Raw genomic sequence first — 13910 nt, 5'->3', positions numbered from 1 at the left:
TTTTATTTAAGTGCTTCAGAACCGAATACAGCTTCAACGATGAGATGCAAAGATTTTTTATCATCTGCTGATGCACGATTACCAATCTGATAATCGAAAGCTGTTAATAATGCACGTGGCATCTTTGCAGCTTTCATCATTGAGTAGCGGTCAAGCCAGGCCACCAGCGAACGAGTTGAACACGTTACTGATAAACGAGTGTCGGGAAGAACACCGTCCGGGAGTTTTGCACTGTTAGTATTGACACTAGTGTCAATTTCACCGGTGATATTCTTGCCTACAAAAAGACCGCGAATCATATTCGCAACGTCAACAAATTTCTCCGCGACTTTGGTGTCGGGGATATATTTGGTAATCAATTTAGTCTCGGTTTCTTTTGGCATATAGTCAGCAGTGATAAACATATAGCGGTCAAGGTTGGCCACATTTAATGTTTTCACACCGCCATAAACGCCAGTAAAATCGCCCTGACCAATTGAGTTAGCCGTTGCAACAAATCTGAAGTTCGGGTGCTGTTTAATTACCTCGTTGGTTTCAGGAATAACTAAATTCCCTCCTTCGAGGATGGCGTTAAAGGCATTGGCACAGGATGGGTCTAATTGATCGTACTCATCGAGTAGGAAAATCAGTCCATACTTGTACGCCAGCGTCAGTGGGCCATGAACAAAAACAGTCTTGGTATCACCGGTCAGTTCATTACACTGAAGCCGGAGACCGCCAATGAGATTGTTAATATCCAGGTCTTGTGAAGCTGTAGTTTTCATGACAGGCCAGTTAAGTCTTGCTGCTACTTGTTCGACAACACTGGTTTTGCCACAACCTGTTGGGCCAGAGATCCACAGAGACTGATTTTGTGGATAGTTAATCCACATCAGTACAGATGAACGCAAATACGCTTCAAAAACATAGTCGTCATTCTGTTTAGGCACGAATGCACTAAATGGATTGGCTGAGTCAAATCCCTGGAACGGTTTAACTTTATCCATCTGATGATCTGGAACAACAATACCAAATACAGAAGGGTGGACAGGTGTAGAGCGCGCCATGATTTCAACAGACAGGTTTGCGAAATTAGTAGTCATGATATACCTCATTAAATTAGATAGATTTAAAAATTAAAAATTAATTAAGAAGAATGATGTTATGCAGCAATATCAGCACGTACTAAATCGACATGCTTATAATTGCGGCTAACACTGCCACTGTTATCAACACTGGTAACCTTTGGTGCATACGTTACATAAGAAACGATGCCTCTGGCTCTCAATGCAGAGACCAGAACAGGCATAAAATAGGTTTTGGCATAAACAAGTACACCATCAGCCTTATATTTATTACAGAGTGATGTAGCGATTTCAGCAAATTCTTTAGCTTTATCGGTCATAACATCTTCTGAAGGACAGGTATTAAAGGTCAACAGTTCACGTAATGCGTGTGATACTTGCTGATCGACATCAATAACGCCCATTTCCCGTTGTTCTGGGGATGCAAGATATGCAGTCATATTTACAAGAAACATGATCAGACTCCTCATTTAAAAAGATTAGTGAATTAGATGAATTAGGCCTTGCATGAAGGCTGAAGTTAGGTACTAGTTTCAGTTTGGGAGTGACTGAGGCACTTGTTGTTGTCTACGTGACAACAAAACACCTTTTTCGACGGACAAAAAAGCCTGCCGCTTATGAGAGCCGCAGGCTATCGAATTTGTTTAGGCGAAAGAAATCCTTGTGAATACCAGGAGGTATTCAGGAGTGGCTTGAGCGCCGAATTTAGAAGGTGTTTAAAGGCAGTTGCCTGAAGTTAAGCGGACTAAGCCGCTATTTAAAGATAATAAAGGATGTGTAATTGGTCAAGCAAAAAAAAAGCCCAGTTTTAAACTGGGCTCAATAATTAAAAAACAACGTATTGTTGGGCTGAGTCTGTCTCTTCTGCACCAGGAGATACCAGTACGGAAGTGTCATCCAAAGGAATGTAGACAGTATCAGTCAGAGTTGATTTATATTCATAGGTACTTAACGAATTTCGTACCGATGACTGACCGTAACATTCTGGATGATGTTTGGGGTCAATAGATAATTTATCGCAGATTCGTTTGTAGCTCGGTTTTTCCGGTACGCGAGACTGAAGAAAACGAAAGCCAAAGCCATCGATTCTAACCAGCTCGTTATAGGAAAAGCCAATAGAAGCACCTAGACCCTGGATCAATAAATTGACCGCGTTCTGGTATTCTTCGAACTGCTTTTTCTTTAAAGCCAACTCTTTCTCCATCTGCTGCAATGTTCCAACTTGTCTGGCTATGTCTACCACACGAGCTTCGAGGTCGTCTGGAAGCTTAAAGCCTTGTGTCTGAGACATGATTTCAGGGTCAGAGATAAGCAAAATATCTTTTTCCTTATCAAACGGTAGAGCTGTTTTTGTCTGAACCTTATTCCAGAAGTATTCGCAGGCAACCTGGACTCGATAAAACGCTTTCTTCGAAGGCATAATTTTAAAGACCTTGGTCTGGTCAGTGGCCGACCAAAACACAAGATACGCCTGGGGTGCGCCTGTTGTCAGCAGCTGGTGCTGAACTTGCCAGTAGTAATAACGGAATTCTGGCGATTTGGTTTCAAGCTGAAGAATAGAAAGATGTTTGCTCTCGCAAAGATTCTTTATCTCAAGGATTGAACCATCGTCGAACTGCCCATCCAGCGAAGCAATCATGTAAGGATACTTTTTGTTCCTTACACAGAAAGGCAGGGCGATTTGTCCAATCTCTTTTTCGCAGTAACTTCTGGCAAGTGCTTCAAGCTTTTTACCAGCATCAACCTGTTTAATGACAGAAAGGTCTTCTGCCTTAATCAGGCCAGCGTATTGCAAATAGAGTTCGTAGGGCGTTTTAGTTGCACCAGCCTCCTCTAACAGAATAGGGGAGCATGTTGCTGTCACACCAGTTTTACGCCATTCGAGCCATTCCTTTGAGCCCTGCACAACATCAACGACTTCATAAATGTCAGACATAATGATCACCTTAAGATAAATTTAGAAAGTTAAACCGGCAGTTTCCTGCCGGATAAGTTAAGCGGCCAGAAGATCTTCAATAAGACCTTCTACCATTTCTTTTAGAGGGGGAAATGTCACATTGTTGAGAGCGGCATTGAGCCTCACAAAATCAGATGTATTAACAGCCTCAAGATATAACTTGTGTATTTCCATTGATTCGGCTTGGACTTCACCGACCCATTTGGCCGCGTCGGTTTTAAACTCACCCTTACCCATTTTTTCGATGAAGTTAAGTACTTGAGTAAAATCGAAGCTACCTACTGCGTTAGTTAAATGATTTTTGAGAAGTGACCGACGGGATTTTTCTAAAGATAAGCGAGCGAATGCCAGCTCACTTTCATTCAGATCGAAACTGCTTTTTGCATCGTTTAAAATAGTTTCGTATCCAAGCGTCTTTTCTGCCCGGCTTACTAACTTTTTAATTCTGCGTTCAGCCCATTTTCTGACCCCGGGATGCTCAGACATTTCTTCATTGGACTGCCCATTGGTTTCTCCGGGTGGAGGGAGAATATCATCAGCCGAACCATTTACGTCAGCTGGAGGTGTATTTCCCTCAGCCGTATCGTAAACATCGGTTGGTGTATTGCTCTTGATGTCCTGCTGCTCGGTTGAATCAGGTTCTTCAGGGAGCTTATTAAACTCACCTTCAATAACTTTATCATCAGACTTTGCAGTTCGGATTGTAGTATCCGTATTACCAGCCGTCCTGGCTTCTTGTCTAACCTCCATTTCAGCTTCAGCAGCTGCGACGGGTATTGTTGCTGTACGGAAACCTTCACCACCAGCAGTGTTCAGATATTCAATCATTGAACTCAGGCGAGTACGGTTACCAGGAATTAAGTGTATGGTCTGCTTAATAGCTGACTTGAGCACCATCTTCCAAGGGAACTGAGTCCACGGTGAATACTGCCGTTTCTCCACTTTTGCCCAAGATTCGGATTTCGCCCGAGATTGAGCTAAATCCTGAAGGTCAATGAAAAATACCAGATGACGTCCATCCTTCATTAAATAGTCGACATAAGCCCCCCTGAACATGCCTCGATCTCCTAAAGCACCCTGATCGGTGTTTGTGAGAACGAGTCCCCCTTTATAAGCAAAGGGGTCAAATTCGTGGTCTGGGCTGGAACGACGACCATTGGTTTTAAATGAGTCCTTTTCAAAAACTAATTCAGCCACAATGTCTTCGCATAAACCTTCATCGGTGGCCATCCTGCTGAGCCCAATATAGGACACGTCAAGAATGACACGACCATCGCGTGGAACCAGGTAAGCCTGCTTCTGCGCCGGGTCAAGAGTAAGGCCGCTACTTGCAAGCTGAAGGAATGCTGTTTCGAAGGACTTTGGATTATTAACTGCTATGTCAGCCAAGTAGTTATTATTGTTGACAATATGTTTTGCAAAAACGCATTCACGTTCGAATGAGATGTGAGGTGAACTGGAACCTGCGGATGCAAACATCTTTTCGAGCGACAACATATGTCGAGCAATGCTGTCTATCTTAACGACAATATCGGTGTTCCCTTTATTGTTGTTTGAGAATGAACCAGAACTACGTGATTTATTTGAGTACATATATACCTCATTAAATTAAATAAATTATAAGATTAAAAAAGAAGAAGGTTGCTGAGGAATCAGCAACCAGTCATATCAACCGCGAACTGATGAATATGCGTTAGTTAAAGTTACTTGCCCGGAGGAGCTTAATTTTTCATTAAGTTTCATACGAGCTACAATAACGGCTGCTGTCGAATTATCGGCTGGCAGATTTGTCCAGGCTTGCATGTTGACAGGGTGCTTAGAGGTTGCGGCTTGCGGACGTGATGTCTGCACGGCTCTATTCTTAGCATCCAGCTTCGGCGAAGCTTCTGGTATCTTCTCTACTGAATTTTTATTGTTGTCTGGTGATACAGACTCTTTTCCAGGGTGCAGCTGCTTTTGCTCGGCATATACTGTTCTCCATTTTTCAGAAGCAGTTCTTACCTCTTCATCAGACATTTTCTGCCACTTCATATCGTCCTTAAGTTTTTGCGCTACTTGAGGGGATAGCGAAGTGACGGTTGATGTAGATGGTGGCTTTACAGTTTCATTTGCACGGGTATCTATTGATTGACCAGTCTGAATGATTCGAGCCATGAAAACATGAAACTCAGTCCTCATTTGGTCAATACCATGTTTTGTATAACGGAATGATCGAGCTAATGCTTCGATATACAGTTCGGTATTCATTTGAATATTATCGCGTAGAAAATCCGCGACTTTACCAAATGCTTTTATCGAATAGAACTCGGTCTGAGACTTGCCGCTAATGGACATGTCACAGCGCAAACGGAAATAAATATATGAATCTGCATTGTTAGATGCAGGCACATATTTAGGTTCTATCGCAACAATACCCTTTGCTCTGGATTGCATAGTTTATACCTCATAAATTTTTAAATTAAAAAAGTTAAAATGATTTAGTGCTATAGGCACAAAAATTAGAAAGATTTGTGAAGCATCCAGTTAGAGTGCTGGACTCACTGTATCCTCAACAAGAGGAAAAACACCTTTTTCGACGGCGCAGAAAACACGATGCATGATGCACCGTGTGTCGAATTCTATGGGCGTAGGGAAGCCGTGCGAATGAACTTATTCATTCAGGGATGGCGCGTTGCCGAAATAAAGAGTGTTAAAAGAAGTTAAGCGGGATGCCCGCGATATAAGATTATGATACGACGTTTGGTTGGTCAATCCAGAAAAGAAAAAAAACCAGCTTTCGCTGGGTTTTTATAGGGAGGTTTAGCATAACAAGCGTTCCAGACGCTTCCATGTTTGGATTGCCATGTCGGTTGAAGCATCTGATATCTCTTTATAGAGATCAGTATTTCGCCGTTCATAGTAACCTGGAAAGGTGAGCCTATGCAGGCAATCATCTAACTTTGAAAGATCTCCAAAGTCGTGAGCGCCTACATTGATTTTTGCTCTGATTGCCAGTATATCTCCCTCTATTTTCATGAGCTCAATGAGCTCATGCATTTCGAAGAAAATATTAGACTGATAACGACCAGCATGTTCTTCGCATTCGATGCTATCGCATACGTCACATACTTCAGCGTTACAGGAATGATAACCGCAGTGATTACACGTATAAGAGAATCTCTGGTTTATTGCCCCTGCAACACAGTCTTCATAAATCCGATGTCGGCAGTCTTTCCCACAATTTTCACACTCTGCAATCATTGTGTAATCATCCAGTTCCATACCACCCGGCTCAATGCTACTACCATAGACAATTGTCATAATATACCTCATATATTTAAAAGATTAAAAAGTTAAGGCTTATAGCCTGAATTAAGAATATTTTAGCTTTCGGCGAGTACTTGCATAACCCAAATGCCGCGACGTTTTTCGTTAAGGAGAGTACGATACCCTGTAACCTTACCGCTTTCGTCAAACACTTGTGCTTTGTCGGTTCTTACTTCAGACTCTTTCCAGACTGAAACAATATCACCAACTTGTGCTCCACAAGTCTCAACAGCATTTTTGAGCCCAACAGCCCAAATTTCATGGTCTTTCCCACCACTACGTATTGTGACTAAATACGATTTATCGTTATTAGGATCGTGTTTCCAGTTTTCGAGACCGTGGTAAACAAGCTTTCCTTCAAAACGATGGTTTGCATATTTGGCTTTGTCATTATTTGACCCAGCCCGAGAAACACCTTCAACCATGTTTCCATTAGTTGCTTCATTAGATTTTTTCCCAGACTTGGTAAAGAATGAATTATAAATAACGAGTAAAGCAACAACTACACATACAGTCGCGGTAACAAAACCGAGACCAGTGAACAGTAAACCGCGTTCCGTTATAAAAATTGCCAGCCAGATTGGGCCAAGGAATCTGATATATTCGGCACGGTAATACACAGCACCAAAAAATACGATACCTGCCATTAATGAGATTGGGTCAGACATAGATCACCTATAAATTTAGAATGCGAAAATTTAGCTACCTAAAAGGTAAACTAAACGGATGTACACAAAACTGCACATCTGTTGATTCGCTGGAGTTAAAAGGATTAACAATTTTTTTTGTTTGGGATTGAGAACCAAAATACCCGTTTGGGTAAGCAAAGAGACATGTCAGGTTTAACCTAAACACATCAGAGATGCTCGGGCCTGTAGAAGGCGTAGTTAACCCGGGAGGAGGTCATCCGGTGGGCGCTGGTTGAGCGCGAAATTAACTAGGAAGTTGTGCTGATGTCCGTCAGCTCGGTTCTTATTCATTTAAGCATATTGGTTTAATTTTTCAAGTCGGTTTTTCATGGTCATATTGCAGCCATTTTTCAATGACAACTATCCTGAGTTTTGGCCTAATCAATTGGCATACAAATTAACTCCGAGGTTCTGTTATGGCTAAAGCACCGGTACAAACCGTAAAACAAGCTAAAAAGAGTGGGGCTCAGGATAACCGAACCCCTAACTCTCGTGTCGAATATTCCAATCCTGAAGCTGTCGTGAAATTTACTCTTCACACCCAGGAAGGTATTCGGGTACAGTCCCGTAATTTTAACATTATCTCCCAGGCTCTCTTCAATCTGACCAATAACAGCCGAGCCCTTGAACGGCTTGGCACTAAATACAGTGGTGCGATTGAACGTACACTGAAGGCGGTTAACGAAGTAATCGACATGCCTGAGAAAGAACTGGAAAATAACATTGCTATTCTGAACCGTGCGGTAAAAGAAGAAGAAGAACGCAGCAGCCTCAATGAAGTCGGGTATACCCATCCAAAAGAACATGAGGTTCGCATCAGAACGCCGCAAGCGCTGCGGGTTATCCGCATTATTCAGAACTTTGATAAATTGCACCAGATCATCGATACCCTCTGGTTAAATAACTGTTTTAATCAGGATGAGGTCGAGGAGTTTAAGTCTCGTCTTCATAATCTCATTCGTGATCTGGCAGCATCACTCAAACGTCACGCGCAGGCATCTGCTGATGAGCTTAATCAGGCCAATGGCCGGGCCGCTGAAAAAGAATTGGCTGGAAGCACTGAGACAGAACCTACCCAGGTAGACCAGGAAACAAAGGTGTTGCAGGATGCCAGTAATGAAGCGAATGATGATCAGAATGAGGCCATTAAACGGCAGGCTTAATTCAACGAAAAACAGAAATTAAAAACCCTGCATTGCAGGGTTTTTTTATTACATTGTGCGGCAACAATCTACCCACTGGAAAATCATGTAGGTGCTGTCCTGGCCTTTACCGGTTGGATAACGGAAAGGCCCACCTTGCCATTGGTATGGGGACTCACCGACCTCATGACTGTTTTTTGTCTCCGGGGTAGGGTAGAACATATTCAATTTGTACTGTTGCTTTGGCAACGTTGGGTAAATCTTGGAGCGACAAACAGTATCGTTTCCCATCGAACGGTAGGCCAGTCCACGACGATGTTCTGCGGCCAGCATACGGATCCCGACCAGGCTGGTTGTTCTGGGGGCATCCATACTCCGTACCGATCCAGTTAAAGGATACTGCCCACCCCAGGAACCGGCACACCACCAAAGTGAGTCTATTGGCTGTTTACCTGCAAATTGTGCCGCTGCTTCACCGGCGCAAGCCTGCATTGCTATCACGTTAGCCACAGCTGCTGATTCCGGGTTCTGGAAGAATGCCAGCATCGTATTATTCCAGGTCGGGTCAATCTCCGTGAAATTAATGATATCAAAATCGCTGTATGGGTCGGCATTACATTGACCGGGTAGATACATATCCAACATTCTTAATAACGGCATAGCATACATATGTGCGTTGTAGAAACTTATTGAGAAACGCTCCCGCTGTTCCTCGGCTGCTCCATCGGTCTGCGGGCCAAACTGCAAATCATTACCAAGGTCGAGTGTTACCCCTCCTAGGGATGACATGCACCCGGGTGTTCTCGTTAACTCGATGAGCTTTCTCGGTTCCCACATCGCGGTCAATACACCCGGGTGATAGACGTTCAATCCATCCTTACAGGCACATACTGTCCCTGATGCTGCATTGTCAGGTGCAGTACCTGTCATCGACAGATTAATACCGGCAAGCTTTATCGGGAAAATACAGTTCCAGCAAACATCCGTAATGAGTTTCGCTGATAAGACTTGGTTATCATGACAGACCTTGTTCTGTACGGGTGATGAAACGTCAGCCGCAAAAACCGGCATAGTAAAAGCCAGACATGCGAGCACCAGGGTCTTGGGTGATTTCAGAACTGAGAGAATTTTTTTCATTTCAGCTCCTCAAAATCTTTGCGTGAATATTCATCATTAATGAATCGCTTACTGTCGGCTGTCACAACGCTGGGCACGTTTATCAAACCATAATGTTCGGCCATGCCTGGCTGAATCATGTATAGCCTTGCGAAGTCACCGTATTCTTTCTTGGTGTCACGGAAGGTCTGCCAGCCATCACCATACACGTTTGTCGTGACCAGTATTGGCGTGAGGGAGGCTGGTGTATGTTCAAACTGATACCTGGCGAACTGGCGTTGCCATTCTTCACGTGCATCGAAAAAGATTAGCTTGATGGTAAATGGCATCACAGTTAGCGGGTTAAATCGCCCCCGTTTTGCAACGATATCGCCGTTAGGTGAAGTAATGTTTTGAGGGATAATGACCGTCGGATCGATGGTTCTGGTAGCTCGCTTTGTCGCTTCCGGGAATTCCTGGAAAACCTGGCGGGGCCAGTAGTTATCAATGGCCTTTTTCTTCATGCCATCAAAATCGAGTTTAGCGACACTCTCCTGTAGTTCATCAATAAGGTTCTTCTCTACGACCCCAACAGCGGGCCCGGCCACACCAAGGTCGCCGGTCTTGTCTTTCAGGTACGCGATGTCATAGATGCCTGTCACCCTGGCCACCAGCTCACCATCTTTTTCATGGATAATGGTCGGTACAGAACTAACGTTGTAGTTTTTGAATACAGTTGGATCGAGGTTTACGGCCAGAGAAGACTTGGAGTCGAAGGAAAGTTTCTGCCAGTGGGTAAGTTCATCAAGCAGGTTCTTTTTATCTTTTGCCCCCTGGACAACCAGAGCGATATCCGTGCGTCCATCGTATAACTTGAGAATGTCGGTGATTTCAGCATCGCTGAGAGACGCGGAGACGAGAATATAAATAAAATCACCGGCTGGCTTATTTTGTTTCTCGTTAGTCATATCAGACTTTGCTAACGCTCCTCTTACCGCATCATCGACTAGTTCATCTGTATTTTTATACTCGGGCATTTCACCCATCATTTTTCGATTATCTTTAACCGTGTCAGTAGCGCGGTCGGCAGTGGCATTTTGATTATCACGAGCCGCTTTTATGAGACTGTCAATATCTTTCATTTCAGTTGCAGATAATTGACGCTTAGCTTTTTGAATGTCAGTGACTGAGTAGTTATTAGCCGGTCTTGTCGGAATATTATCTAAGTTGGATACCGGTCTTGACGGCAGATCACTTAAATAGATACCAGTGTTTTCGGCCCAGACTGGAGTGAAAACAACAGCGGTTACAAATGCCAATATCGAAAGTCGAAAAGGTGTTTTTTTTACCATAATGGATACGCTCGGCCTATAATTTGTGACTCGTCTAATGATCCCCAGTACCTGGAATCAAAACTGTATCTGGTGCGCCCCATCATCCACAGGCGACCATTCGGTACGACACCACTACGCGTTAGCTCCTGTTCGGTATGGCCAGATTCTGCTGCTAATGCCAGTCCCTCACCGACCATAGAGCCGTTAATTGCAGTCTCTTCGGGATCAACGGAGACTGTGTCTCCCGCAATGCCATCAACAATTTTCAGCCCTTTGCCATATGGTTGCATTAGCTCAGAATGAAAGGCGTAAATTTTCCCTTTGACGATTGATTTGTCCATTTTATCGACGAGATATATTCGGTACGGAGGAAGACATTGGTTATTTTGTGGATCGATACCAATCTCATACCGGTTAAGCACGTATAGCGTCAGCGGTGCGGTTAAGAAAATAACAACGATGCTGAAAACAATATGTTGCCTCCAGCTTCGCTTTTTACGAAATATTAAGCTCCATACTGATTTGGGTGTATTCATTCGCCCACCGCTATTGCTGAGTGTTGATGGTCTGGGGGATCTTGAGCCCCGTAGGGTAGCTATAAAGGGCTGAGGCATTGAGCACAAGATACCCCGCCTCTGACAGTTTCTCAGCGCGGGCTAATACCAGCCTTGACTGGGCTTCACCTAACGGTTGACCTTTATCGTCCATAAAGTTGATGACTGCAACATAGTCATAGGGCGAGGCTGGTGGGAATAACCGCCCAAAAAGGGCGGCTCCGATGAAACCAAAAAGCAGCGCAATTGCAGCGGTTTTAATCATGCGGCTAACCCCCGCTCAACCAGAATTTCGTTGATAGCCTCTTCGGTATTGATCCCCCGGGACTTTCTGTCTTTGATCGCGGCAACGTCTTTCGGGTCAGTCGAATAGAGAAGTAAGCTGAATGGGTCAACCACAAGTCTGCAAATACCCTGGCCCGCTTTAGAAATGACAAAGATTTCTGAGTAGACACCTTTCGTGGAACGAACGGTTTTAAGGAACCGGTAACCAGCCTCGTCCAGCGCCAGACGTTTATTTGCTTCAGCTTCGTTCACTGCGGATTCACTTTGCCCCAGCAAGAGCATAAAGGCTGAGTTATCTGCGATCGATTTCCCGATACTATCTTTGTAAATATCGTTGATAGACTGGGTGATGGTAATTGCAGCTCCGTTATATTTACGGAACCGGCGATAACCTTTCTCGATGAACGCCCCGATATTTCCTGATAACAATGCCCAGGCCTCATCGATAATGACCAGCTTCATCTGGCTACGGTCGCCCATGAACATGTCCTGCTGGATTTGATAAATCAGCTGAAGGAGGACAACCTGTTTAAGGTGTTCTGAACTTTCCAGTCGGGAAAGTTCAAGTACAGTGAACGGATTTTTGAAGTCGATATTGTTCTTACCAACAAAGTACTTCCCGTACTGGCCCGCACTCGTGAACGGATAGAGCTGATGGCCAATACGTTTAATGTCTTTATCTTCATCTTTCAGCAGTGAATCAGCAACCATATCAACGGTGGTCAGCTTCTTGTGTACACGGACAAGATCAGCTACATGTTGTTTAAGTCGAGACTCTTCGAATGAATTCAGACCTTCTTTAGGAGCTGCCATCACCGATAACAATCCGATGATCAGATCTTCTTCACCGCCACTGGAGTCATCATCTTCAGACTCACCGAAATAGTCTTCGATCAGTTCGAAGAAGTTAAGACATGGCCTGGTTTTGGGATTGAAGTCGAGATAATCGCCCTGGTAGGTCTCACAGATATTTTTGTACGAGTCACCTACATCAATACACCAGACTTTAGCCCCGAGGCTTCTGTAGGCGGTGATAATGTAGTTTGTCAGGAATGACTTACCCGACCCCGACTCAGCTGCGATACAGGCGTTATAGTTAGTATCAGAATCAAACAAGTCCAGTGATTGGATCTGGCCAGAGCGCGATGTCAGCATTAAGGCGGGTTTGTCTGTACCTTGCCAATCTGCATAGAGAGGTGAAAGTACCATCGCTTCACTGAGTGCCATTGTTCGATATCGGCCAATGGACTTTTCTGCTGATGCTTCGTTAAACATTGGCAGAGCTGACAGGAAAATTGGCGCAACATAGTAGGTATCTGGGATCATCTTAAACTGATAGGTGTTCAGATAACTTGCAGCTTCCTGAGCAGCGCGTAACACGCCATCTTTTGAGTTAGAGAAGATTGATACCGTAAATTTGGCTTTGCAAATTGGGTCGTTGTTATCAACTTTTTCGCTAAGAAGATCGAAGCCCTCACGCAAGTTTATGAGTGATGGAACCCACTTAATTAATGGGCCACTGGTTTGCTGAACAACCCAGTTACGTTTCGAGGTGAATTTAGTTTTTTCACTTTGCTGATCAAAGAAAATCAGGCTCATTGAGATGATGCAGGATGATTTAATTCCAGTAACACCACTCATCATATCGCCGAGAAAGTATTGCGCTTGCCCGGGAAAGAATCTTTTCGGGAATTTTCGCGCACTCAATGTTTTCACAAACGTTGTCGGTGTAGGTGCTTCTCCACGAAGCTCGGAATCTGTCGGATCACCAAAACCGCAATAGTCTTTCTTAATGAAAAACATGCGATCGTGGTCGACTAACTGTTCTGAAATGTACTTGTCTTCTTGTGGCTGTACCGGCGTCCGGTCTCTCCAGGAGGCGCTTTCACCCTGGTTGCAAATGGAGCTCAGAACATCGATGTAACTTTCACGCGTCAATGCACCGGGACACAAACCAGTGATGCTCAGCGTCGTTTCGAACACATTCCGCAGCTCGTTAACGTGATTGAATTCTTCTTCACGCATTTCATAGTTATATTTGATCGGAATTTTTACTGTAATGAGAAGCACACAATTTCGGACGCGAGTCCCGGTTCGCTTCATCGGCGTTTCGGTGCTTTTCAAAAGGAATTTAGAGCGGTTATAAATTGCGTTACGCAGGATTGCGTCCCGGCAATCCATACGCAATACGTCCATCCGGTTAATTTTCTGTACGATGTTTGGGCTTGCAACCAGGTCAAACTGAACGATAGTTTTGGCGGGGAAGTTGGAAGACAGCAACGTTTGAAGGTTAGTCATCTCCTTGCCGGTTGTCCCGCTTAAGGGACGACAAACAAATCCGAAACCAACATATTTGTTGTCGCACATAAACAAATGATTGGATTCGTCATATGCACGTACAGGACACAAGTCAGAAAAACGCTTCAGGTTTTTGAGTCGCTGAAAAATTAAAGATTCACTCATAATGCCTCCAGGATTCCCAAG

Annotated in this window: 13 protein-coding genes; 1 reads left to right on the top strand and 12 read right to left on the bottom strand. The window is 44.1% G+C overall.

Annotation, left to right across the window (positions count from 1 at the left end; genetic code table 11):
• Nucleotides 1–2: 2 nt before the first annotated feature.
• From GBC03_00350 to GBC03_00320, 7 genes are all read right to left on the bottom strand, one after another.
• Nucleotides 3–1082 carry an AAA domain-containing protein gene (locus GBC03_00350; GenBank protein QFS68760.1) on the bottom strand — a complete coding sequence of 360 codons (1080 nt, stop codon included), beginning with the start codon at nt 1080–1082 and terminating at the stop codon, nt 3–5.
• 59 nt (nt 1083–1141) lie between these two features.
• A complete protein-coding gene (locus tag GBC03_00345) occupies nt 1142–1519 on the bottom strand; it encodes a hypothetical protein (protein ID QFS68759.1) in 378 nt (125 codons plus the stop codon).
• A 371-nt stretch (nt 1520–1890) separates the two neighbouring features.
• Nucleotides 1891–3000, bottom strand: coding sequence for a DNA recombinase (locus GBC03_00340; GenBank protein QFS68758.1), 1110 nt, complete (start codon nt 2998–3000; stop codon nt 1891–1893).
• Nucleotides 3001–3057: 57 nt separating this feature from the next.
• Complete coding sequence (locus tag GBC03_00335; GenBank protein ID QFS68757.1) at nt 3058–4614, bottom strand: DNA recombinase; 1557 nt, start codon at nt 4612–4614, stop codon at nt 3058–3060.
• 75 nt (nt 4615–4689) lie between these two features.
• A complete protein-coding gene (locus GBC03_00330; protein QFS68756.1) occupies nt 4690–5454 on the bottom strand; it encodes a single-stranded DNA-binding protein in 765 nt (254 codons plus the stop codon).
• A gap of 366 nt (nt 5455–5820) precedes the next feature.
• Nucleotides 5821–6321, bottom strand: coding sequence for a hypothetical protein (locus GBC03_00325; GenBank protein QFS68755.1), 501 nt, complete (start codon nt 6319–6321; stop codon nt 5821–5823).
• Nucleotides 6322–6383: 62 nt separating this feature from the next.
• Nucleotides 6384–6995: a nickase gene (locus GBC03_00320; protein ID QFS68754.1), complete on the bottom strand. Its 612-nt coding sequence runs from the start codon at nt 6993–6995 to the stop codon at nt 6384–6386.
• 437 nt (nt 6996–7432) lie between these two features.
• On the opposite strand from GBC03_00320, the gene GBC03_00315 reads away from it, so the two are divergent.
• Nucleotides 7433–8179 carry a DUF1845 domain-containing protein gene (locus tag GBC03_00315; GenBank protein QFS68753.1) on the top strand — a complete coding sequence of 249 codons (747 nt, stop codon included), beginning with the start codon at nt 7433–7435 and terminating at the stop codon, nt 8177–8179.
• Nucleotides 8180–8227: 48 nt separating this feature from the next.
• Here the strand turns inward: GBC03_00315 and GBC03_00310 are convergent, their stop codons facing one another.
• From GBC03_00310 to traC, 5 genes are all read right to left on the bottom strand, one after another.
• Entirely contained in the window at nt 8228–9295 is a 1068-nt protein-coding gene (locus GBC03_00310; protein ID QFS68752.1) for a traU family protein, read from the bottom strand.
• A complete protein-coding gene (locus tag GBC03_00305) occupies nt 9292–10395 on the bottom strand; it encodes a conjugal transfer protein (protein ID QFS68948.1) in 1104 nt (367 codons plus the stop codon). Before GBC03_00305 ends, GBC03_00310 begins: the two co-directional genes overlap by 4 nt.
• A gap of 203 nt (nt 10396–10598) precedes the next feature.
• Entirely contained in the window at nt 10599–11123 is a 525-nt protein-coding gene (gene lepB, locus GBC03_00300) for a signal peptidase I (GenBank protein ID QFS68751.1), read from the bottom strand.
• A gap of 10 nt (nt 11124–11133) precedes the next feature.
• Nucleotides 11134–11406, bottom strand: a complete 273-nt coding sequence (locus tag GBC03_00295) for a hypothetical protein (protein ID QFS68750.1) — start codon at nt 11404–11406, stop codon at nt 11134–11136.
• On the bottom strand, nt 11403–13889 hold the full coding sequence (traC, locus tag GBC03_00290) for a type IV secretion system protein TraC (GenBank protein ID QFS68749.1): 2487 nt from the start codon (nt 13887–13889) through the stop codon (nt 11403–11405). Before traC ends, GBC03_00295 begins: the two co-directional genes overlap by 4 nt.
• Between the last annotated feature and the right edge of the window lie 21 nt (nt 13890–13910).

The sequence above is a fragment of the Citrobacter telavivensis genome (assembly GCA_009363175.1).
GTDB classification, from domain to species: domain Bacteria; phylum Pseudomonadota; class Gammaproteobacteria; order Enterobacterales; family Enterobacteriaceae; genus Citrobacter_A; species Citrobacter_A telavivensis.
The sequence above is the reverse complement of the archived record's forward strand: the minus strand, read 5'-3'. Positions and strand labels throughout refer to the sequence as shown.